This is a genomic window from Schaedlerella arabinosiphila (assembly GCF_003885045.1).
GTDB lineage: Bacteria > Bacillota > Clostridia > Lachnospirales > Lachnospiraceae > Schaedlerella > Schaedlerella arabinosiphila.
In genome coordinates this window covers 1318705-1339522 of the sequence record NZ_RHJS01000002.1, presented here as the reverse complement: position 1 = coordinate 1339522, position 20818 = coordinate 1318705, and the positions used below count along the sequence as shown (strand labels likewise).

26 protein-coding genes and 1 pseudogene are annotated in these 20818 nt (G+C 52.1%); all 27 read right to left on the bottom strand.

All coding sequences use genetic code 11. The features are described from left to right. Positions 1-106 precede the first annotated feature (106 nt). The 27 genes and pseudogenes from EBB54_RS06665 to EBB54_RS06545 all read right to left on the bottom strand — a co-directional run bounded on the left by EBB54_RS06665 (position 107) and on the right by EBB54_RS06545 (position 20794). A complete protein-coding gene (locus tag EBB54_RS06665) occupies positions 107-2482 on the bottom strand; it encodes a virulence-associated E family protein (RefSeq protein WP_125126841.1) in 2376 nt (791 codons plus the stop codon). A gap of 59 nt (positions 2483-2541) precedes the next feature. Then, positions 2542-4482 (bottom strand): DNA polymerase, encoded by a 1941-nt coding sequence (locus EBB54_RS06660; RefSeq protein WP_125126840.1) that lies wholly within the window; start codon positions 4480-4482, stop codon positions 2542-2544. Positions 4483-4557: 75 nt separating this feature from the next. After that, entirely contained in the window at positions 4558-5112 is a 555-nt protein-coding gene (locus EBB54_RS06655) for a DUF2815 family protein (protein WP_125126839.1), read from the bottom strand. A gap of 1 nt (position 5113) precedes the next feature. Then, positions 5114-6250: a DUF2800 domain-containing protein gene (locus EBB54_RS06650; protein WP_125126838.1), complete on the bottom strand. Its 1137-nt coding sequence runs from the start codon at positions 6248-6250 to the stop codon at positions 5114-5116. A gap of 1 nt (position 6251) precedes the next feature. Next, on the bottom strand, positions 6252-6668 hold the full coding sequence (locus EBB54_RS06645; protein ID WP_243127572.1) for a hypothetical protein: 417 nt from the start codon (positions 6666-6668) through the stop codon (positions 6252-6254). After that, the gene (locus tag EBB54_RS06640) at positions 6668-7051 is read right to left on the bottom strand and encodes a DUF7768 domain-containing protein (protein WP_125126837.1); all 384 of its coding nucleotides are present in this window, start codon (positions 7049-7051) and stop codon (positions 6668-6670) included. The genes EBB54_RS06645 and EBB54_RS06640 overlap by 1 nt, the downstream gene beginning before the upstream one ends. After that, positions 7011-7385, bottom strand: a complete 375-nt coding sequence (locus tag EBB54_RS06635) for a DUF7768 domain-containing protein (protein WP_125126836.1) — start codon at positions 7383-7385, stop codon at positions 7011-7013. Before EBB54_RS06635 ends, EBB54_RS06640 begins: the two co-directional genes overlap by 41 nt. Before the next feature lie 4 nt (positions 7386-7389). After that, a complete protein-coding gene (locus EBB54_RS30515) occupies positions 7390-7548 on the bottom strand; it encodes a hypothetical protein (RefSeq protein WP_170178086.1) in 159 nt (52 codons plus the stop codon). Between the two features lie 156 nt (positions 7549-7704). After that, positions 7705-8160, bottom strand: coding sequence for a sigma-70 RNA polymerase sigma factor region 4 domain-containing protein (locus EBB54_RS06630; protein WP_125126835.1), 456 nt, complete (start codon positions 8158-8160; stop codon positions 7705-7707). Positions 8161-8333: 173 nt separating this feature from the next. Continuing rightward, entirely contained in the window at positions 8334-8546 is a 213-nt protein-coding gene (locus EBB54_RS06625; RefSeq protein WP_125126834.1) for a hypothetical protein, read from the bottom strand. 98 nt (positions 8547-8644) lie between these two features. After that, on the bottom strand, positions 8645-8806 hold the full coding sequence (locus EBB54_RS30090) for a hypothetical protein (RefSeq protein ID WP_154677777.1): 162 nt from the start codon (positions 8804-8806) through the stop codon (positions 8645-8647). A 338-nt stretch (positions 8807-9144) separates the two neighbouring features. Then, the gene (locus EBB54_RS06620) at positions 9145-10380 is read right to left on the bottom strand and encodes an MFS transporter (protein ID WP_125126833.1); all 1236 of its coding nucleotides are present in this window, start codon (positions 10378-10380) and stop codon (positions 9145-9147) included. A 3-nt stretch (positions 10381-10383) separates the two neighbouring features. Next, entirely contained in the window at positions 10384-11037 is a 654-nt protein-coding gene (locus tag EBB54_RS06615) for a TetR/AcrR family transcriptional regulator (protein ID WP_125126832.1), read from the bottom strand. A gap of 220 nt (positions 11038-11257) precedes the next feature. Next, entirely contained in the window at positions 11258-11884 is a 627-nt protein-coding gene (locus EBB54_RS06610) for a CatA-like O-acetyltransferase (RefSeq protein WP_125126831.1), read from the bottom strand. Beyond that, positions 11881-12348 carry a GNAT family N-acetyltransferase gene (locus tag EBB54_RS06605; RefSeq protein ID WP_279229989.1) on the bottom strand — a complete coding sequence of 156 codons (468 nt, stop codon included), beginning with the start codon at positions 12346-12348 and terminating at the stop codon, positions 11881-11883. Before EBB54_RS06605 ends, EBB54_RS06610 begins: the two co-directional genes overlap by 4 nt. Positions 12349-12431: 83 nt before the next feature. Next, positions 12432-13193 carry an MBL fold metallo-hydrolase gene (locus tag EBB54_RS06600; RefSeq protein WP_125126830.1) on the bottom strand — a complete coding sequence of 254 codons (762 nt, stop codon included), beginning with the start codon at positions 13191-13193 and terminating at the stop codon, positions 12432-12434. A 20-nt stretch (positions 13194-13213) separates the two neighbouring features. Then, a complete protein-coding gene (locus tag EBB54_RS06595) occupies positions 13214-13696 on the bottom strand; it encodes a GNAT family N-acetyltransferase (protein ID WP_243127570.1) in 483 nt (160 codons plus the stop codon). A gap of 33 nt (positions 13697-13729) precedes the next feature. Next, entirely contained in the window at positions 13730-14332 is a 603-nt protein-coding gene (locus EBB54_RS06590; protein ID WP_125126829.1) for an alpha/beta hydrolase, read from the bottom strand. 24 nt (positions 14333-14356) lie between these two features. Then, positions 14357-14788: a hypothetical protein gene (locus EBB54_RS06585; RefSeq protein WP_125126828.1), complete on the bottom strand. Its 432-nt coding sequence runs from the start codon at positions 14786-14788 to the stop codon at positions 14357-14359. Positions 14789-14824: 36 nt separating this feature from the next. After that, a complete protein-coding gene (locus EBB54_RS06580) occupies positions 14825-15337 on the bottom strand; it encodes a GNAT family N-acetyltransferase (protein WP_125126827.1) in 513 nt (170 codons plus the stop codon). 192 nt (positions 15338-15529) lie between these two features. Next, positions 15530-15805: a hypothetical protein gene (locus EBB54_RS06575; RefSeq protein ID WP_125126826.1), complete on the bottom strand. Its 276-nt coding sequence runs from the start codon at positions 15803-15805 to the stop codon at positions 15530-15532. After that, complete coding sequence (locus EBB54_RS06570) at positions 15771-16772, bottom strand: ParB N-terminal domain-containing protein (RefSeq protein ID WP_125126825.1); 1002 nt, start codon at positions 16770-16772, stop codon at positions 15771-15773. Before EBB54_RS06570 ends, EBB54_RS06575 begins: the two co-directional genes overlap by 35 nt. Next, positions 16762-17547 carry a ParA family protein gene (locus EBB54_RS06565; RefSeq protein WP_125126824.1) on the bottom strand — a complete coding sequence of 262 codons (786 nt, stop codon included), beginning with the start codon at positions 17545-17547 and terminating at the stop codon, positions 16762-16764. The genes EBB54_RS06570 and EBB54_RS06565 overlap by 11 nt, the downstream gene beginning before the upstream one ends. Before the next feature lie 3 nt (positions 17548-17550). Then, positions 17551-17793 carry a SymE family type I addiction module toxin gene (locus tag EBB54_RS06560; protein WP_103241726.1) on the bottom strand — a complete coding sequence of 81 codons (243 nt, stop codon included), beginning with the start codon at positions 17791-17793 and terminating at the stop codon, positions 17551-17553. Between the two features lie 570 nt (positions 17794-18363). Further along, positions 18364-18735, bottom strand: a pseudogene (locus EBB54_RS06555) (aldo/keto reductase); the annotation flags it as partial. Positions 18736-18786: 51 nt separating this feature from the next. Further along, positions 18787-20130 carry an MATE family efflux transporter gene (locus tag EBB54_RS06550; protein ID WP_125126823.1) on the bottom strand — a complete coding sequence of 448 codons (1344 nt, stop codon included), beginning with the start codon at positions 20128-20130 and terminating at the stop codon, positions 18787-18789. Then, positions 20102-20794: a DUF4405 domain-containing protein gene (locus EBB54_RS06545; RefSeq protein ID WP_243127871.1), complete on the bottom strand. Its 693-nt coding sequence runs from the start codon at positions 20792-20794 to the stop codon at positions 20102-20104. Before EBB54_RS06545 ends, EBB54_RS06550 begins: the two co-directional genes overlap by 29 nt. Between the last annotated feature and the right edge of the window lie 24 nt (positions 20795-20818).

Below are 20818 nucleotides of genomic sequence, written 5' to 3'. Positions count from 1 at the left end.
CTTGATTTTACGGAATCCCCTGTACGGGAACTACCGTCAGAACAAACTCCCTCTTGTTCCGCTCGTTCCGTTCCGGCTTGTTCCCATACAGGCAGACTTGTTCCGTCTATTTCCTGTCTTGTTCCCGCACATATGCCCGCTGTTTTCCATAGATTGGAAAGCCGGACATCCCGTTCTTCGTCTCCGTATATTTTCCCCAGCCCTCAATCTTCCGCATGATGCCGCTGATCTCATAGGAATCTATCTTTTTCAGCGCAGAGGACTCCCTCCCGAAGCACTCACACCAGATCTCCATGTTGCACACCATCGTCCGGCGCACCGTACCCGTCTGCCGTTCCTCCCCAAACTCGCTGCCGTTCAAAAAATTCCTCCGGTCATATAAGCTCATGGAATCCCAGTTTTCCGGCAGGAGCGTGTCCAGGTACGTCCGCACCAGCCCTTCCCGGTCATCCGTCTCCATGGCCTCCGCCTGCTCGGAAGTAGCCATGGCCGCAACTTCCCCTTCCAGGTACAGCCGCTCCCCACTCTCATAGACGGCCTTCGCCTCCGCCCATACCTGCAGCACGTCCTCCCCGGAAATCTGCCACGGCTTCCTCACGCTCTCACCGTTTACCCGCACCGGCCAGAAACGCCGGTTCCCGGTAATGTCACGCAGGAACCCGCTCTCCGTATTTGTACTGCCCACGATCACGCACTGCCTTGGATGGCTCTCTACATTCAGCCCATAGCTGGCCCGGTACTTGTCATCCACCCTGGAAAGAAAAGACTTCACCGTCTCCACGTCCGTCTTCTTCATCCCGGCAAGCTCTCCAAGTTCCAGTATCCAATAGCCCTGCAGCTTCTCCGGCCCGGACTTATCCCGCATATCCGTAAGCGTCAGGCTGTCGGAAAACCACGTCCCTGCCAGCCTTGCAAAAAGCGTGGACTTCCCGATTCCCTGCGGGCCGTTTAAAATAAGCACACTGTCAAACTTCGTCCCCGGCTGGTAGATTCTTGCCACAGCCGCTGTAAGCGTCTTTCGGATGACCGCCCTCGTATATGCGGTATCCTCCGCCCCCAGATAATCCGTCAGCAGCGTATCTATGCGTTTCACCCCGTCCCACTCCGGCAGGGAATCCAGATACTCCTTCACCGGATGGTATGCCCGCTCCGACGCCACAGCCAGCAGAGCGTCCTTCGTCTTTGTGGGCGCATACACCCCGTATCCCTTATTCAGATAAACTTTTAAAGACGCAAAATCAGAATCATTCCACCCCGGCTTGATCTGCTTCCAGGGCAGGCCTTCCCCGGTGTCAATCCCGTCCCGGTGCAGGTTGAAGGCGATGGACTGCAGCCCTATATCATGGCGGATTGCCAGCACCAGATTGTCCAGCGTGTCCTTCACCTTCCCCTGCCGGTCCAGTTCTAGCCCTTTATGCCAGTCATCCTCCGCAGAAAATTCCTTCTTGGCAGACTGCGCCCTGTCCTCCGCCAGCGTCAGCTTCACCTTTTCGTCACTGACCGCAAACTCGCTCATAGCCTTAAAAGACGGCAGCCTGGAAGCCTCCGTATCCTCCGAAGCCCTCACGTCCAGCTCCCCGAACTTATGAATCCGCACCATATCAAAAGCATTCATCAGCTTCCCGCAGGCCGGGTCCGTGGCATGGTGGGAATAGGCAAACTTCCCCTCATAAACCACCACCCCCGCCTGGGAATCCGCCGGGATATAATCATACCGCCCCTGCATGGCGCTCGGCTTATACACGTCCGCCAGGAACACCTCCGCCGCTTCCTCAATGCTGTACGTCCGGCAGAACGCCCCGACCACGCCCTCCTTGGAAAGCGGGTCCGCCTGCTTCTTCATCTCCCTCAAGACTACCGCCTGCTGCCGCCCGCTCACCGGCCACTCCGAAGAATCCCGCCAGTCCTTATACCTGGAGAGCACCGTGTCCGGATCCAGTATCTCCCCTTCGATATCCCGGAATACAAACTCCCCGTCCGCAGACGTGGACGGCCAGTACATCAGGCGGGACGGCTCATAAGTGGTATCGTCAAACAGCTCCATGCCGATGTCCTCCGCCACCTTCCTTGCCACCGCCGCGTACTCGTCCGGCGACACGTTCCTGGACAGCGGGACCACCAGCCGGAACCTGGGAGCCTCCGGCGTATGCTTATGGGTGGAGTAGATCAGGCACCGGAAATCAAAGAACAGCTCCATCTGCTCCGGGATATCCGCCGTGGCATGGTCCATGTCCAGCGTCAGTGCGGACCGGAACACCACGCAGTCCTTCTTCCGCCTGCCGCCCTTCAATCTCCCCATGACGAAACCGCCCACATCCTTGATGGAATCCTGCTTTGCCTTGGACAGCTTCCGGTACTGCTCCACCGTCTCCGCCGTCCGGATGGTCTGGGAGATACGCCGGATAAATTCCTCCAATTCCATCTCCGCGCCGTTCCACCGTTTCTCCATCCTCGAATTACCCGTAGAAACATAAACCTTCATACACACATACCCCCTGTCTCTCTTCCCGCATCATTCCCGTACCCCATGGAAACGTCCTCCTACTGTTTCTGATAAAACGGGCACTCATACCCATCCGCCCGCAGCGGCAACCCCTCGGCCCAGGAAGGCCGCACCACCATCACCTCACACATCTCTTCCACGGAACCGCTGCCCTCCGGCACCTCCGCAATGATCTCATCATGGCAGTGCATCACAATGGGATAGCCCTTCCTCTCCACCCGCAGCATGGCTTCCGCCAGCAGGTCCCTGGCCGTCCCCTGCACGATATTTTCCACCAGCTTCGGCCCGTAGGTTTCAATCCGTCCCCACTTCTTATTTTCCAGAATCCCCTCATAAGTCAGGCCCTCCCGCCCGAACTTATTCACCGCCATCCTGGGCTTCACATACGCCAGCTTCCTGCCGGACGGGAGCGTGACAAACAGAATCCCGCTCCGATACTCAAACCCGATCCTCCCTGCCCGTGTCTTCGCCCTCTTCGTCACAGCCTCCACAGCCGCCTTATCCACGTCCCACCAGAACTGCGTGATATGCGGGTTCGCCCTGCGCCATGCAGCCACCAGGGGCGGCAGGTCATCCTCGGAAAGCCCCATATCCAAAGCCCCCATGGAAACCAGCGCCCCTGCCGCCCCGCCGTATCCCAGGCCAAGCTCCGCGATCTTCCCCTTCTGCCGCAGAGGGGAACCCTTCGTCACTTCCTCCACCGGCACATGGAACATGGCAGCCGCCGAAGCCTCATAAATCTTCCCATGGGAAGAAAACACCTCCAGCCTCCACCGCTCCCCGGCAAGCCACGCCAGCACCCTTGCCTCAATGGCAGAAAAATCCGCTACTACAAACCGACACCCCGGCTCCGGCACAAACGCTGTCCGTGTCAGTTCCGAAAGCACGTTTGGCGCGGAATCATAAAGCATCTCCACATCCTCAAAACTGCCCTCTTTCACCAGGCCTCTTGCCAGTCCCAAGTCCTGCAGATGGTTCTGCGGGAGATTCTGCACCTGCACCAATCTCCCCGCCCATCTCCCGGTTCGGTTCGCCCCATAAAACTGCAATAAACCATGTACCCGCCCGTCCGAACAGACAGACCGCTCCATGGCCTCATATTTCTTCACGGAAGTCTTCGCCATCAAAAGCCGGAGCCGCAGAAGTTCCTCCACTTCCCCGTCCGATTCCTCAATCATATCCGCCACCGCTTTCTTGGACAGGCTTTCCGCCTCCACCCCGTTCTCCCCCAGCCAGCCCTTCAACTGCGCCACGGAATTGGGATTCTCCAAACCGGTAAGCTCATACGCCCGCCTCGTCACAACCTCCTTATGCAGCCGCTCACACTTTACCGCCTGCCGCACCAGCCCCATATCCACCAGCACGCCCCGGTCATTGATCCTCTGGTCCAGCCGGTACAGCTCCATCTCACTTTCCGGAACCGGGAACTTATACAACTTCCTCCGTATGGCCTTCTCCACATCCACGTCCCTCATGCAGTAAGCCTTGAACAGCTCCCACTTCTCCGGCGCATGGCAGGGCAGGTTCCGCCTTCGGCCGCCGTTGGCCTTCGTCGGCTTACACGGCACACAGAAATACCGGATCAGCTCCTTCCCCTCCTTCATCTTCTGCTCGTCCAGCCCCAGCACCGCGCCCACGTCCTCCAGAGACCGGGGCAGCGCCAGCAGTGCCGCCTGGACCGCGCTGCAGTGCCAGGAATCCGGCGGAAGATACCTCCCGAAATGCTTAGAAAGGCACGTCCGCTCAAAATTCGCATTGAACGCCGTCTTCACCACAGAACCGTCAAAAACCGCCTCCGCAACTTCCCCCGGCAGTTCCTCCCCCTGCGCCAGATCTATCACCCTGGTCTCCCCACCGTCAAAAGAATAGGCAAACAGCAGGACTTCAAAAGCAGGGCTGTCCGCATAAGCGTAAACCCCGCACTTAATCAAATCCACATCCGAAAACGTCTCAATATCCATCTCTAAAATCCGTCCCATAACGCCACGGCTCCCTTCCTCCTGTATTTCTCCCCATCGGGAAACGGGCGGCAGTTTCCCGCCGCCCTGATGCATCTACCCAAGGAAATCTTCCTCTTCGTCCACTTCCACCGCGTCAAAATCTTCCTCTGCGCTCGTCCTCCCGCCCAGGGATTCCCCGTCACGCAGCTTCTGGATATTCCCAAGCCCCACGGCAATCCCCTTATTGCCATTGGTAGAAAACCCGTAAAAATTCACGCTGATCCGCCCATAGCACCCGGAATATACCTCCGACTGGTCCAGGATTGGTTGCACATTCTTGTCCACCACCTGCGGCGCCTGCCTGCTGTTGGCATTAAAGAAATAACTGTCCGCATAAGCCTCATCCTCCGGGCGGTCAATATCCCCGTCCCGGAGCGGCAGCTTCAAATTCGCCGGGACCTTCCCGCCCCACTTGGAAACCGAATCCTTCTTCGCCTGCTCAATGGCCCTCTTAATCTTCCCAATGGTCTCCGTGTCCGACTTCGGGATGATTGCCGACACCGAATACTTCGGGTCTCCGTCGTTCACCGCATTGGGCTCCCAGCAGTGCAGATAGGAAAATCTGCACGGTACGATCACTTTTGTCAGGTTCACATTCTCATTGCTCATTTTATTCTTCCTCCTTAAAATCCGCCTCTGCGGTTGCTGCCATTACTTCCTGCCTCTTGTCCGATTCCGGCACCAGCGTGATCTTGCCCTGGGGCTTATACACCAGCTTCCCAAGAACCTCCGCAAACCTCTTCCTGCCCATCAGCTTCTCCATCTCCGTAATCCCGATCAGCGACTTCTTATAGATATCCGTGTACCCGGCAGCCACAGCCGCCTCCGCCGCCTCTTCCTCGTCCGTATATTTTCGGCAGGTCCTGCCCTCCACCAGCTTGAAGCCGTCCCACTTCTTCCCCCTGGTCACAGCCTCGTCCTGGGCATAGGCATACACGTCCGCAGACCACCTGGCAAGCTCGTCCGCCACTTTCAGCACCTCCGCAATCTCGTCATCCGTCAGAAGCGCCGGCGCCTTAAACTCCATCTGCGCCAGTTTCAGAAATTCCTCCGCCCTGGCCCTGCAGGTATCCTTCGCCTTGCAGAACCGGCACCAAGAACCGCTCTTAAACTCTCCTTCCCCATTGATGGCAAGCGCCGCCTTCGGCTTCAATTCCTTCTCCACCCACTCCATCAATTCCGGTACGGAAATCTCCCAGGTACTCACCGATTCCAGCCTTGGCTGATAGATGGTCATACGCACCATATCAATATCATAGATAGCCCCGAACAGCTCCAGCGCCCCCAGGCCATACAGCATCATCTGCGGGTTCCGCTCCGCGTCCACGGCAACGCCCTTCCCGTACTTCAAGTCCACCACCGTCAGCACCCGGTCCGCCACGATCAGCAGGTCCCCCGTGCCGAACCCCTCCGGCACATAGGCCGAATAATCCAGTCTCTGCTCGATCAGCACCACCGGGTCCTTACACTCCTGCCTGGCAAGCTCCACCTGCTCCATGGCATAGGACACATACCCGTCCGTGCATTCCTCCATCTCGTCACACTGGTAATCCGACACCGGACGCTTAGAACGCCGTTTCAGGCTCCGTTTCAGCTTATGCTCCGCAAGGGCATGGGCGGCAGTCCCTTCCTCCGCATATACGCTGTTCCCCGTCTCTTCCGCAAACTGCTCTTCCAGCCGTGCGGACGGTGTACAGTTCAGCCACCGCTTGGAAGAAGACGCCGACAATAACGCATGTCTCCCCATATCAAAGCACCTTCGCTTCCTTCAAAAGCGCCGGGTAATGCGCCGGGCCCACCGCCGACAGCTTCACCGCCCCATACTTCTGCAGCAGGTCCTTGATCTCCTTCGACTTCCCCTCCTGGGTCTTCTGCGCCATCACAGTCCGCACGTCCTCAATGGCAACAGACTTCTCCTTCTTAACATCCGCCTTCTTATCCTCCTTACCGGTCTTCTGCTCCTTCCCGGCATCCGAAGCGCCGGCCGCTCCGGAACCCGCTTCCGCATTCCCGTCCGTATCCACGGCTCCTGCGCTCCACGGCACAGCCGCATCCTTCTCCGCCATATCAACAGCACCATTCCACTCCATACCGGCAAGCCCTCTAAGCCCATCAGCCACCATGGAAAACCCGTCCGCAATCCTCAACAATTCATTTCCCATCATCACAATCCCTCCATATCTTCCAAACGCTCTATCATTTCCTCGGAATACATCGCACACACCAGCAGCTCCTTCCCGATCTCCGGATGGCTGAAATACTGCGCCTTCTCCCCGTACATCTTCCGTACCTTCGCCTCCATCAGCCTGCGCCGCTCGCCCCGCTCAAAGCCGAACACCCAGATACCGTCCGCCTTCTCCATCAGCCGGGAGACCAGGATGCCCTCCACCGCGCTCCCAAGCTCATCCTTGAAAATGCCATGGAAACACAAAAACGGGCTCACCGGTATCTTCCCCTTATGGGCCGCATACCGGCAGTATTCCTCCGCCCTCTGCCGGTCCAGTTCCTCACTCCCCGTCAGATGCGTCAGCACCAGCACCATCTCCATCAGCGCCGCCTCCTTCCATGCTTTCCGGCTCCATGAACCGCACCTCAATCCCATGCTCCACGGCAAAGGCAATCTCCGAAGCCATCCCTTCCGTGGCCTCCCCGAACACCCACACCCCGTCACAGCAAAGGAGCAGTTCCAGCCCCATGGCAAGCCCCGCCTGCCGCTCCGCCTCGATCCCCTCATTCAGAAACTGCGGGAACAGCAGATGCGGCGCAATCGGCAGAACCCCTTTTTCCCAGGCCGTCCGGCAGTACCCGGCCGCCTTCCTCGCATTCCCCTCCATGTCCCCACGGAAAGGGCTGCAGATAAACACCTTTTTCCTTTCAGACATACCGTCACTTTCCTTTCTTCATTTTCCTTCTGCCCCGGGCCCCTTCCCCGGCGGACTCATACGCCCTGATCTCCCGGTCAATCTTCATCAGCTTCACCGCAAGGCTCTTCGCCACAATGCTGATCGCCTGCAGAATCCCGATCAGTTCCTGCGAATTTTCCATAAATCCCGGCCTCCTTCCTTCCCGTTTTGAAAGGCAGCAAAACTTACCCCTCTACTTCCCGTAATGACACTTTTTTCAAATGTGACGAACGATTTTCAAAACTTTTTCAAAAACCATTCGACAAGCCTGTCCCTTATTGTCGAACCGCCGGCCGGCTCACACATCCAGCCCCTTCCCCCGGAAAAACTCCCGCAGCTTCCCCAGCACCGACACCTTCCGGGAAGACACCGTTGTCCTGGGCTCACCCCGTTCCTTCGCAAATTCGCTCACCGGCACCTGCTCCCCGAACACTTTCAGGGCCAGCTCCCTTTCTTCCGGCATCAGGGAATCCAGCGCTTCCTCCAGCACCCCAAGCAGCATCTCCTTCTCCAGCAGCTCATCCATATCCGGCTGCCCCGTATCCGCAATCCCCATATCCTCCGCCGCCTCGTCCCTCCACGCCTCATAAGACTCTTCCGTATACCCCTTTTCCTCCATCGCCTCCCGGTTCCTCTGCTCCCTCTTCTTCTGCCGCCACCACGGGCGGAAATACCTCTGGTACTCTTCCTCCGTAACCTCCATCCGCACTTCCTCGTTCCCTGACCTGATGGTAATGATCCTCTTTTCAGACATAAAGCGTTCCTTTCTTTACGCCTTCGTAAAGCCAGAAACGCCGGAAGCTCTATATGGGACATTACCGTAAAACCAAAAAAAGGCCGGAGTAAGCTACTTGATCCCTAGCTTTACTCCGGCCATTCGGTGACTCGACACTATGCGGTCCCACTCGCTCGGTCGTAAAAATACATTCAGTTTTTCAACCCTGCACGGGCTGGCAGCACAATCCTCACAATCTTCCCGCAGTGCGGACACCGCAGTTCAAAAATGACCTCATATGCCCGGTCCCGCTTCACGTCCAGGAGCCTCCTGCCGCAGAGCGGACATACCTTCGTTTCTCCCACGCCGCCTCCTTCCTGCCACTGCAGGTACAGCGGCACGGCATCCATGCCATAATTTTCCATGCATAATCCAAGTATTCCCCGTTCCCGGCAGGATAATCACCGCCGCACAAAAAAAGGACGGCCCCCGCATCCTCGCAGAAGCCGTCCCTCCTATGTACCTATTCCTTATCTTTCTCTTTCCTCTTACTCTTTGGTTCCCAGTACACCGTAACAATATGATTGCAGCTCGGGCACCTGGTCTGTGCCTCTACTGGCTTCGGGGATTCCGTGCGGATATCCATGACACGCTTTCCGCACCTTGGGCATTTCAGTCTCTCCATTCATGTCCACCTCCTCGTATACAGCCCCGGTTCCTGGCTGCCGGGGCTCTAACCTGGCGATTGTCTCATTGTCTACCTCCTGTCTGATCTCTCTTAGCGCTCTCCCGTCAGGAAAGCCTTCTTCCAATGTTCCTCTGTCTATCTCTTCCGTCCTATCATAAACACGTCCAAACCGCCGCCCATGCCTATAATTCTTCTGAATCTCTCTCCCTCCATTCCGGCATATATTTACGCATTATTCCTGATCAAATCCGTATCCAGATCAAACCATGATACCTTTATCTGGCCGTGTTATTAACGTAATCCTATTATACCCTTTATCAGTTTATTACACCACCTTACTTTTCATCCAGTTTCTTAAAAAAACCTGTGGCAAGCAGCCCGATCACGCATACCACAATCCCCGAAGGGATCAATACAAGATACACCGCTCCATGGAACCTGTCGAACAAAAATCCATATACCATCTGCCCAACCGGCTGGGCGCACATCGTAACAGCGGCTGTATAAGCCATGATCTTCCCGATCAGCCCATCCGGCGTATTCTGCTGAATCATGGATACCGCAAAAATAGAAAAGATACTGATTGCGGCCTGCATGCCAAAAAAACCAGCAACAATCACGGCATATCTGATCAATGCGCTGGATGGGAAAAGGAATACAACCCCTGCCGGAATGATACAGACACCGATTGCCGCAAGCACATACGATAATCTGCCGGATCTTAACTTCCCCGTAAGAAGCCCTGCGGCAATACTTCCCATAATAGTTGCCACCGCCAGCGCGCTCTCCGCCCCGCCATAAAACTTTGCGTCCAGTCCCAGCACGGTCCGCACAAGAAAAGGCAGCCCGACCAATGTAACCCCCATGACAAAAAAGCGTGAGAATGCTGTCAGAAGCAGCGTCTTCATGATATCCGGCCTCTCCTTTGTAATAAACCGGATACTGTCAGAAAAATCATCTTTTACCATGGACAAAATATTCCCCTTGAAATCCCTGGTCTGACGGCTCAATTTAATAAAACATTCAAACAACGCCGTTATTAAAAAGCATACGACACTTGCGTACATCACCGGCTTCAAACCCACTGCCGCATACAGAATACCGCCCAGCAAAGGCGCGATTAGATAAGAAATGGACGCCACCTGGTTTACAACCGCATTTCCCTTAATAATGTTATCACCTGACAGCATCTGCGGGATACAAGCCTGCACCGTAGGCGTCTCAAATGCCCCAAGGACAGAGAGCACTACCAGCAGCACGCCGATCACCACAATGGCATTCCACCCGGACAAGAAAACTGCTGCGCATAAGACAGACATCCCCGTCAACGCATCCAGCGCCACCATGATGTTCCTCCTGTCTGCCCGGTCAGCCAGAATACCGCCCACAGGCGATAAAAGAATCGTGGGAATTGTCGCAATGGATAAAATGCCCGCAAACACAGCCGCCGAACCGGTCACTTCCAGAACATACATAGACAGCGCCAAACGTAATATATAATTTCCAAACAAAGAACTTGCCTGCCCCAGTACAAGGAGCGTAAAATTTCTCGTAAACAGTTTCTGCCCCATACGCTACTCCTTCCTTTCTTCCCCATAGCCTCCCAGTATCCGCTCTGTCCGTCCAACCATCTCATCCTCTATGATCGGAAGCCCCATTGCCGAAAGAACCTCCGCGACAAACCGGCACTTATGCCGGATCTCTTCCGCATCAGCCGGAAACACGGACGGCATCAGCCAGAAATTAACAAGGGGAAGCAGTTCGGAAAGCTCCTTTGCATACTCCGTCCGGATAGAACCGTCACGCCGCCCTTCCTCGATCAGTTCAAGCCATAAAGGAGTCAGCACCCGCCGGTTCGCCTCCACCGCGGCCGCCAGAATGCGCGGGTCTTTCAGGATAGGGATTGCCTGTATATTGATCTCCTCCCGCTCTCCGTCTGCCCTGTCAAAAGCAAGCACTTCCCGGATCTTCTGCAACCCGTTCAGGTCCAGGCGCCCCCTGACTGCCTCAAAAGGATTATTTTCCAAAAACATCTGATCCCCCAAAGCGCGCATGACCTCTTCCTTGCTCTGGAAAAAACGGTAAAACATCCCCTTTGCGCCGCCTGCCAGCTCCATAATATCCGTAATGGCAGTTTCCTCATATCCTTTCGATAAAAACAACTCCTTTGCCGCATCCAAAATCTCTTTCTTCCATTGTTCCGGCTGTTTTTTCACTGGCCTTGCCAATTTCCCTCCTCCTCCCTCAATAGTTATTGACTTGAAGTCAATAACTATTATACAAAGAATCTGCTGACATGTCAATCACTTCCGCAAACAATTTCCCTTCCAAATGGAAAAAAGGCTGAAAATGCCTTCCCAGCATTTTCAGCCCTTTTTATAAACTTACAATAGAATTTTGATCATAAAATCCTGTCCAAGATTCTATGATATGACCTCGCTTCCACACCTAAAACGATTCCAGATATCTCTGGAGCATATCCGCAAACTGCCCAATGTGTATCCCATCCACAAAAGAATGATGCGCCTGGACAGATACAGGCATGACAATTTTACCGTCCTTCTCATGATACTTCCCCCAGTCAAACAAAGGCGTCGCATTATCCTTTTTCCCGGAATTGGTATGTGAGATATGCGTATAGGTGATCCAGGGCATAGGCGAACACTGGAACACATCATTTCCAAGGGGACCGGTAAAATATTCCTTCTGCTCCCTGGCAATCCTTCCCGCCGTCTCCACATATTCCTGAATACTGCCCCGAAGCGGCACATTGACCACTTTGAACAGCCCCGTATCCTGATTCAGATAAGTAAACGCACTATCAATATGGTCAAAAAGGATCACCCTCCCGTCCAGGAAACGATACCGGAACGCCTCAATGTCATTCGCGCATTTACATACCGCATACACAAACGCCAGCGTAAAAGAAAGATTCCGCGCCCTTACTTTCCGCCGGAAATTTGTAATATCAGCCTCAAATGTCACACAGAAAGCAGGCTCCACGCTTTCCCTGAAAACCATACAGTGCATGGCTCTCTCCCAGTTTTTTTCATCTATAACCTGATAGGTATTCATTCCATATCCCCCCTTTCCAGATTCTTTTTATAAATCTCCAATTCATAAGTTTTCCCGCTGCGCTGGTCTGTCCTCCGCTCCGAACACTGATAAGTCAATCCACAGGATAACGCCAGTGCCCTTGAGGCAAGATTCCCTGCCCGTGTAGAATAATAAAATTCCTGCCCGCCTAAAGAAATACAGTATTCCATCAATAAACCCAGGATTTGTTTTCCATATCCCCTTCCCACATACTCCGGCCCCAGGGCAATACCAGTCTCATGAAAAATACGCGGCTCTGATTCCTCCACTCCGGCAAAACCAATGGCCTGCCCGCTGCCCCTCTCATACACCAGCCACGCATCATGGGTCTCCTGCCACGCAATCGTCCTCTGTATCCTCTCCCTGGCCCCATCCTCATCAGCCGTCACTTTCCATACCATATATTCTGCTGTTTCCGGCCTTGACCAGACATTCCGGTATATCGATCTCTAATCCTCATATTTTGCCTTTCCCAGAATAATATCTTCTGACTCCATCCTGCCTTCATCCCTCATAAACACCCCCATCACAGCCAGACCGCCCAGTCTCCGTAATCAAAAGTCCCGCTCCCATGACGCAGTTTCCCGCTCTCCTTCAATCCCCGGAAAGCATCCCTCATACGGCCGATAATCTCCGGCTGGATATCCAGGGAATGGTGCGCCGGGAATACCCTTTCCACAGGAAGAAGTGCCATCTTTTCCAGTGAGGAAAGATAAGCTCCCGGATCTGTAGATGGATAATACGCAAACAAGGTATCCTTGTAGATCAGATCCCCTGTAAAAAGATATCCACGCTCCGGTTCCCAAAAGCACATATGCCCCGGTGAATGTCCCGGCGTATGAAACACCTTTATCATCCTCCCGCCAATGTCAATCTCTTCCCCGCCGCGCAGGACCACGGACGGCCTCCCCTGGAACATCTCATAGCTGCCCACATTATAACCTTCCGGCAGTTCACAACGGTCAACTACCATGCCCCTGACCGTTTCCATAGACAAAGGGAACCCGCCCGACAGCCACCCCAATTCCTCTTCATGGGCATAGAAATCCGGAAAATATTTATGCCCTCCGATATGATCCCAATGGATATGTGTAGCAACAGCCGTAACCGGCTGGTCTGTCAGCTTCACCACCTCGTCATAAATATTACAGATCCCAAGCCCCGTATCAATCAATAGACTGCGCCCGGAACCATTCAGCAGATAACAATGTGTTTCCTCCCAATGCCGGTATTCGCTGATGATGTAAGTATCCTCATCTATCCTGTCAACCGTAAACCATTTATCCATCTGTTCCCTCCTGAAAATCTTTATCCCTTTCCACCTGCCACCTTTTCCATTGTATGGTAACAGAGATAATCCCCGCCCTCTGTCTTAATCTTCTCATAAGTTTTTATCCGGTATCCCCGTTTCAAATACATGCTTTCCGCCGGGAAAGACGCATCAATATGTACCGCCTGATACTGCTGGAAAACCGTATCCTCCAGGAGATCCATCAGCCTGCTTCCGTAACCTTTTGCCTGATATTCCGGTAAAATAAACAGCCTGCAGATCTCATTCCCCCTGATACTCCCGGTTCCTACAATCTCTCCCTGCACCGCCGCGAAGTAAATATCTTCCCTGGCAAACGCTTCTCTTATCCTCTGTTCGTTATGCAAATCCAGAAAAAACCATACTGCCCCGGAAGGATAATAATGGGGATAGACGGCCCTTATTGTCTTCTCCACAATCTCCGCCACCTTCACCGGACATTCCGCCCGCTTCAACTCCATACAAAAATCCGCATTCCTCATCTGGCTGCCTCTTTCCGTCCAATTTCTATCATTTTAACATATTACCCTTTTCATCCAGCTATTTAAAAAGGCAATCTGTTCATCTGTATGAAACCAATGTTCCCCATTTTCCATCACAGTAAGAGCCGCATGATGACTACTGACAAACATGTCCACTGTCTGCCGGGATATAAGAGTATCATTTCCTGCATATAAGATCTCCGTAGGAATATTCCATGTTATTGGATTAGCCCTGACAAAACATAAATATGCCCATGATAGCTTTTCTCCAAAATCAGTAATAATTTCCTCCTTTTCGCACAGTTCCTTCTCCGATACATCCGCCCACTCCATCATATCCAGTATAAGTCTTTCCATATCAAGTACAGGCGATATAAAGAAAGCCTTCTCAATATCACAAGTCTGTAATGTGTACATTGCAAAGTAAGCTCCTATACTATTCGCAATGATATAAATATGGTTGTATTTTTCACAGGCTTTATCGTATGCCGCCCGAATCTGATCCTGCACAACCCACGGGACATCATCCTGGTAGTCTATCCCGATCATATCAAAGCCCATACAATTTTTCCTGTACTGTTCAACTTCCATATAACTCCCATTTTTTCCATGAATATATAAAATTGCTTTTTCCATAAAACCGCCTCCATATAGCCAGGCTCATCCCTTTCTCTGCTCCAATAGTTTCATTCCTAATAGAAAGCTAAACCCACCAAGCAATACAAAGAATGACCATACCGCATTCCAATAAATTGAGTCTACGTCAAACATCCACAACAAAAGTTTATTCCAAAATTCCAATCCGGCCGCAATCGCATATAGATCAAATAGCACATAAGCGCCGCCAAACAGATATATCCATCTCCACCAATAGTTGTTACCCCGGCATTTCGTAAAAGTAAAGATTCCTAAAACACTCAATCCTGCCAATACTCCCATCAACGTAAAATAAAACACCCCTTTACTTTCCAATATGCCCACCCAAAATCCGGCATAAGAATCTCTGTCTATCAATCCCCATATCCTGTGCAGATGAAACAGCCCAAAAGTCATGAAGAACCATGGTTCCCATATTAACACTTTTTTCTCCATTCTATTCTCCACAATGCCCAATCCAAATCCTGAAATTCATATTTCCTTTTTTAGCAAGGAATACATTTTCATATCGATCACTTTCCCGTTTTTTACCGCATTATTTCTTAACGTCCCCTCATACTGAAAACCTGCCTTTTCCAGCACACGACAGGATGCCTTATTATACGCAAATGGCTCTGCGTAAATACGGATAATATCACTTTTATCAAAAACATATCCGCAAATCTGTTTCACAGCCTCCGTCATGATCCCTTTTCCCCAGTATCCTTCCGCAATATAATATCCCAGCTCGGCTGTCTGCCTGTGGATATTCCCCTGACGGAAAACACCAATACTCCCCACCACACGTCCATCTGCAGTTATAGCAAAAGCAAATGTTTCATTTTCATCCGCAGACAGCATGGCAGAAATAAAGTCCACCCCGTCTTGTTCCGTATAAGGATACGGCAGCCCATCTCTAAGATTATCCTGCACTTTTCTATTGGAAAGAGCCGCCGCCAGATCTGCCGCATCTGCCAGGGCCCATTTTCTTATTTTACAGATCATTTTTCCGCCTCCCTGATTGATTGCCTTTCATAACAAACTCTATTATACAGCATATTCCCATCTAATGGAACGGGCTTTCTAAGAACTCATTAAAAACCCATTGGCATATTTGCATCCACAATATATACATAAGAAAACTCCGACATATGTCAATATGCCAGAGCTCTCACGATTTCCTCTTCATGCCATATATTACGAACGTCTCCTGCCGTTCATCTGGAACACGTCATGCCCCTTGATACTCTTCACTGCCTGCCGCAGATTTCTGGCCCTGCCATGCTGATGATACGGATGGGAAGCCCTGTGCTTATGGAAAATAATACACTCCCCTTCCCCCGGATACTCCGGGTTATGGATATACCAGATATGCCCCGTATTCTTAGACTGGATCGTCACATCATAGTTCTCCGCCAGGATAATGTTAAAATAGGACTTATCCAGCTTCTCTATCTCTTCCGCCTGGAACATCTGCATCCCCTCCCTTCCCGAACCATGCCGCCAGCGCTTCCTCCACAATCCCTGCCACGTCCGCAGGTTTCACACCGGCAAAATACCTCTCATACACATCCGCCGGCAGCTTGATAGGCTTTCCGGCAAAATCCTTCTTCCCTTTCCCACCGTCAAGCGTTTCCAGCACCCTCTTCTCCGTCACACTCCCGGCCATGCCCCTGACGCGCTTCGCCGTCTTCGCATCCAGCTTAATCTTCCCCTTCTCCGCCAGCCCGGACACCACCTTCTGCTCCTTCTCCGACAGATAAGACAGATCCACTGCCGCCACCAGAGGCAACGTCCCCTCGTCCAACCGCTCCTTCAAAGGTTCCTCCAACTGCTGCACCCGCATATACCTGGCAATATTCCTCCCGGTCATCCCGTACTCTTCTCCAATAGTATCCCGGCTCTTCAACTTGTGGACATCATGTCCACAAGTCCCCGCCGTGTCCTGCCCGTTCAGCCTTGCAATCTCTTCCAGAATGTCATTCCGCCTCCCTTGGCTGCTGACCTTCTCATACCGCTCCGCCAGCACCGCCGCCTTCTCGGACGGCAGAAGCTCCGCAAAGCCCCTCTGTATCACGTTGGTCTCAATCACATACACATAAGCATCCTCTTCCGTCAAATCCGTCTTCACGATAGCCGGGATCTCCGCCAGCCCGGCCAGCTTCCCCGCCATCTGCCGGTTATGCCCGGTCAGCATCTCATATTCCTCTCCCTTCTGCCACACGATCACCGGATTCAGAACGCCATGCTCCCTAATGCTCTCCACCATATCCTCCAGACGCTCCCCCTCATACAGCCGGAAAGGATGCTTCCGGAACGGGCGGATACTGTCAATGGGCAGAAACCTGATCCCGTTCTCCGGAGCGGAAACCTCTTCCGCCCCTGCCAGAAGGTCCACGGCGTCATTAAAAATCTTCCTCTTCGTCCCATTAGCCTTCATACGAAACCAACTCCTTTGCAAACTTTCTGTAAGCCATCCCCGCGCTCGCCTTCGGGCTGTACTCCGCCACCGGCAGGCTGTAATAAATGCTCTCCCCCACCTTCACCGTACTGGGAATCCTCGTCTCAAACACCCGTATCTGCTCCTGGAAGCTCTCCGTCACTTCCTCAGTCAGAACCCTGCACAGCTTCGTCCTGGACTCGCACATGGTCATCAGGATACCCGCAATCCCCAGCCCCGGATTGATCCACTTCCTTATCTTCACCACCGTCCGCAGAAAGTCCTGCATCCCCATCATAGCCAGAAGCTGGGGGTTCACCGTGATAATGACCTCATCGGCAGCCGCCAACGCATTTATTGTCAGAGTCCCAAGGGACGGGCAGGTATCAATCAGGATATAATCATACTTCTCCCGCAGCGGCTCCAGAATCCCGGACAGCATCTTCTCCGCCCCCATCTCCAGCCGCAGCTTCGCATCCACCACCGACAGATAAATAGACGATGGGATGAAGTCCACCCCGTCCTTCGTCCGTATGTACTTCTTCGGGGACGGCAGCTTCATATCCTCAATCTGCGCCATCATCAGATGTCCGATAGTATCATCCAGCACTCCCGTATCCTCCACGCCGAAGCACGTTGTCAAATTCGCCTGGCTGTCAAAATCCACAGCCAAAACCCTCTTTCCCATCTTCCGCAGACAATACGCCAGATTGAACGTAGTTGTTGTCTTCGCCGTACCCCCTTTTTGTGAACCGATCATATAAATCTTTCCCATATATCAAAACCTCACTTTCCTCTCTGCCACCATGCTTAACTGCTGTTCCTCAAACACATCAATGTAATCCACCGACTCCCTCGGCTCAATGACCAGCTTCCCTTCCTCACACCGGACCGTCAGGAGCGTCCCCGCCCCAAAGCCCAATTCCTCCAGCCAAAGCCCCTTTAATGTAATCGTAGGCGTCGGCTTATAATTATGGCCGCTCTGCTCATATACCTTAAATTTTCTGACATCCTTCTTCATCTGCTCCCTATCCTTTCACCGGCCCAGACCGGGCCTGCCACTGATTCTCTGTTACTGAACTTCCCTATGGAATTTTACAGGAACCGCTCCCAGGCGCACCGGCCCGTGCCTTTCCCTGTAAAAAAGAAATATTTGTTTCCGAATGAAACGATAAGCTAATCTATAAAAAACCATCACAACAATATGGGCGCTGTAAGTTCCCCGGCTTTCCGTAGTTAAATCTCATTTATGCCCATGGTACAGAAACACAGGTTTAACCCTCCCATGGCGCCCGGTTCACATTAAACCCGGCCGAAACCTGTCAACCATCATTACAACGCCCCGTTGCAACCCGTCAGCATTTATAAGGACTTCGGACCTTCAAATCCATCATCAGCGGATGGTATGGTTGCTTTAATCGCTATCAGACTTTCATACTGCTGGCCAGCAATATATGTACGGCTCCCAGATGGAAACCAGAAATGCGGTGATTCCGTTTGCCCTTTTAAGGGCAAAAAAATAAGGGGACAAGTTAGTGCAACCCCTTGATTTTACTGGGTTCTTCTAACTTGTCCCTATTATAACACGGGCATCTACATAATCCATGCCAAGATTGATAAGACTTTTGTTTATCATCCGCTCGATATGCTGCTGCCCGGTAATGCCTGCCTTGATTTCTTCCTGTGTGCGGGGAAGAAATTTCGTAGCCACAACCACCTCGTCACGCCTTGCATAATCCCGCAGCGCACGTCCAAGATACTGCTCGCTGGTTCCGCTCTGGTATCCTATGGCTGTATCAAAGAAATTAACGCCCAATTCCAGCCCCCGGCGGATGATTTCACGGGAATGTTCCTCGTCAATCGTCCATGTATGCTGGCCGTTTCCCGCCTCGCCAAATCCCATACACCCCATACAAATGCTGGAAACATTCAGCCCGGAAACGCCTAATTCACAGTATTGCATAATCTCAACCTCCTAAAATCACAAATCCATACTTTCTACCCAATAGTACACTTAAATAACCTGAAAGTTTTTCCATCTACCGGACTTTTGCCGCAGAATAAAGATAACCGCCCGGATCATCCAGTCGCATACCATAGCAGCCGCAATGCCGATGACTCCCATATCAAGGACAACGCCGAGAAGCCAAGTCAATAACAGCCGGCCTGCAATCGTGGACGCAATGGAAACATACATGGTAAATTTCACGTCCCCCGCCGCCCGAAGCCCATTGCTGACCGCGCCGGAAAACGGAAAGGCCGCCGCATTGAATACATTATGAATCAGCACCAGCCAGACAACAAGCCGCTTTGTCTCCGGTTCCAGTGCATAGAACCTTAGAAAGAGCGGTGTCAGAAGAAATACAATCAGGTTCCATGCCGCGGAAAGCAAGAGCGTAATCCCTGTCAGCTTTTTGAAATAATAGTCCGCTCCTTCCGTATCCCGGTTTCCCATACACTGTCCGATCACTGTGATAAATACCGGCCCCATCGCCACACCTGCCAATGCTGCCAAAGACCAGATACTCTGCGCCACTCCGTTAGCCGCAATCTGATAAGTTCCAAAAAGGGCCACAATGCTGCTAAGAGCCACCTTCACCAACTGGAATACACCGTTTTCCAGACCATTGGGGACAGCAATCCGCAAAATTTTTTTCATGGAATCCCCGCTCCACTTAAAAATCCATTCCCGCTGATAAAACACCTCATTTTTTCTGCGAAAGCACAGCCATGTAATCATCACAGCCGAAAATGTCCGGGCAATGAAAGAAGGATATGCGACACCCGCCACTCCTGCATGAAGCACAAATACGCCGATTAGATTTCCAATCACGTTGACAATATTGGAAACCACGGACAGATACATGGTTACATTCGTTTTCCCAAGACTGCGGCAGACTGCTGCGCCGGAATTATAAACCGCCAATGCCGGATAGGAATATGCCGAAATCCGAAGATAGGTCACACAGGCCTCCATGACGGAATCCTCGACCTTGCCGAACATCAGACGCAATATCCATTCATTTCCCAACAGTACCAGTCCTGCCGCAATACCCGAAAAAACGATGGAGAACAACAAAAGCTGACTGGCAGAAGCTCCCGCAGCACCCTTTTCATTTCTGCCGATATACTGGCTGATCACAACCGCTCCACCGGATGCCAATGCCGTAAACAGATAGATAAAAATTGTATTGAATTGATTTACCAAAGAAACACCGGAAACGGCTGCTTCCCCCGCATAGCTTATTACCAGCGTATCCGCCAGTCCCACCAGCATAACCAAAAGCTGCTCGAAAAACAGCGGGACAATCATTCCTTTTAATTGCTTATTAGAAAATGCTTCTGCTTTCTGATTCATTTCTTGCCCCTTCGCCTCGCTTTCGCTTAAATTTTGCTGCTGATAATTTTCCCAACACTTTTGACACATAGAAGGCGATAAACACCCACAGTCCCATCATCGCCATATATTCTGCAAAGATGAAAGCGGCGCTTTTTTCGTAATCAAGAAATGCAAACTCCACTTTAAGAAACATATAGGACAAAATATCCGCCTGATAGAAGGAAACTGCTCCATACGCAGCAATCAGGACAGCTATCAGCCGGAGGCTCCATCGTAGAACCTCAGATTTTTTTTCGCCGGAATGTTTACAAATCATTCCTGTTATCATACTCCAATGAAGCCCAAGATGAACGCTCATCAGTACAAATCCCCAGTAGGAGCCTGCAAGGTGCAGCACTCTCGCCACTGCCATTCCACCATTAATCGGAAGTGCAGAAAATACATGACGGGACATAACAATACCACTGTAAGCAAGCGCAAGCATTACTACAAAAACAGAAAAGTTGATTACTGTCCGAAAAATACGAAGAAGACTATAGTTTCCTTTCATCAAACTCCCATACCACCGGATATTCAAAAGGTTATGTGCCAGAAATAATACAGCCATTCCCGTACCGAGCCATTCATGGAGCTTTTCTCCTGTGGCTTGATATGCCATCAGCATGAGTACAAACACCGTCATCAAAATGTCAATGAACATTTTCAC

What these genes read in the sequence shown, in the direction of transcription:
- EBB54_RS06665 (WP_125126841.1), bottom strand. Translation starts at nt 2,482, where the DNA reads ATGAAGGTTTATGTTTCTACGGGTAATTCGAGGATGGAGAAACGGTGG.
- EBB54_RS06660 (WP_125126840.1), bottom strand. Translation starts at nt 4,482, where the DNA reads ATGGGACGGATTTTAGAGATGGATATTGAGACGTTTTCGGATGTGGAT.
- EBB54_RS06655 (WP_125126839.1), bottom strand. Translation starts at nt 5,112, where the DNA reads ATGAGCAATGAGAATGTGAACCTGACAAAAGTGATCGTACCGTGCAGA.
- EBB54_RS06650 (WP_125126838.1), bottom strand. Translation starts at nt 6,250, where the DNA reads ATGGGGAGACATGCGTTATTGTCGGCGTCTTCTTCCAAGCGGTGGCTG.
- EBB54_RS06645 (WP_243127572.1), bottom strand. Translation starts at nt 6,668, where the DNA reads ATGATGGGAAATGAATTGTTGAGGATTGCGGACGGGTTTTCCATGGTG.
- EBB54_RS06640 (WP_125126837.1), bottom strand. Translation starts at nt 7,051, where the DNA reads ATGGAGATGGTGCTGGTGCTGACGCATCTGACGGGGAGTGAGGAACTG.
- EBB54_RS06635 (WP_125126836.1), bottom strand. Translation starts at nt 7,385, where the DNA reads ATGTCTGAAAGGAAAAAGGTGTTTATCTGCAGCCCTTTCCGTGGGGAC.
- EBB54_RS30515 (WP_170178086.1), bottom strand. Translation starts at nt 7,548, where the DNA reads ATGGAAAATTCGCAGGAACTGATCGGGATTCTGCAGGCGATCAGCATT.
- EBB54_RS06630 (WP_125126835.1), bottom strand. Translation starts at nt 8,160, where the DNA reads ATGTCTGAAAAGAGGATCATTACCATCAGGTCAGGGAACGAGGAAGTG.
- EBB54_RS06625 (WP_125126834.1), bottom strand. Translation starts at nt 8,546, where the DNA reads ATGGAAAATTATGGCATGGATGCCGTGCCGCTGTACCTGCAGTGGCAG.
- EBB54_RS30090 (WP_154677777.1), bottom strand. Translation starts at nt 8,806, where the DNA reads ATGGAGAGACTGAAATGCCCAAGGTGCGGAAAGCGTGTCATGGATATC.
- EBB54_RS06620 (WP_125126833.1), bottom strand. Translation starts at nt 10,380, where the DNA reads ATGGGGCAGAAACTGTTTACGAGAAATTTTACGCTCCTTGTACTGGGG.
- EBB54_RS06610 (WP_125126831.1), bottom strand. Translation starts at nt 11,884, where the DNA reads ATGAATACCTATCAGGTTATAGATGAAAAAAACTGGGAGAGAGCCATG.
- EBB54_RS06600 (WP_125126830.1), bottom strand. Translation starts at nt 13,193, where the DNA reads ATGGATAAATGGTTTACGGTTGACAGGATAGATGAGGATACTTACATC.
- EBB54_RS06595 (WP_243127570.1), bottom strand. Translation starts at nt 13,696, where the DNA reads ATGAGGAATGCGGATTTTTGTATGGAGTTGAAGCGGGCGGAATGTCCG.
- EBB54_RS06590 (WP_125126829.1), bottom strand. Translation starts at nt 14,332, where the DNA reads ATGGAAAAAGCAATTTTATATATTCATGGAAAAAATGGGAGTTATATG.
- EBB54_RS06585 (WP_125126828.1), bottom strand. Translation starts at nt 14,788, where the DNA reads ATGGAGAAAAAAGTGTTAATATGGGAACCATGGTTCTTCATGACTTTT.
- EBB54_RS06580 (WP_125126827.1), bottom strand. Translation starts at nt 15,337, where the DNA reads ATGATCTGTAAAATAAGAAAATGGGCCCTGGCAGATGCGGCAGATCTG.
- EBB54_RS06575 (WP_125126826.1), bottom strand. Translation starts at nt 15,805, where the DNA reads ATGTTCCAGGCGGAAGAGATAGAGAAGCTGGATAAGTCCTATTTTAAC.
- EBB54_RS06570 (WP_125126825.1), bottom strand. Translation starts at nt 16,772, where the DNA reads ATGAAGGCTAATGGGACGAAGAGGAAGATTTTTAATGACGCCGTGGAC.
- EBB54_RS06565 (WP_125126824.1), bottom strand. Translation starts at nt 17,547, where the DNA reads ATGGGAAAGATTTATATGATCGGTTCACAAAAAGGGGGTACGGCGAAG.
- EBB54_RS06560 (WP_103241726.1), bottom strand. Translation starts at nt 17,793, where the DNA reads ATGAAGAAGGATGTCAGAAAATTTAAGGTATATGAGCAGAGCGGCCAT.
- EBB54_RS06550 (WP_125126823.1), bottom strand. Translation starts at nt 20,130, where the DNA reads ATGAATCAGAAAGCAGAAGCATTTTCTAATAAGCAATTAAAAGGAATG.
- EBB54_RS06545 (WP_243127871.1), bottom strand. Translation starts at nt 20,794, where the DNA reads ATGACGGTGTTTGTACTCATGCTGATGGCATATCAAGCCACAGGAGAA.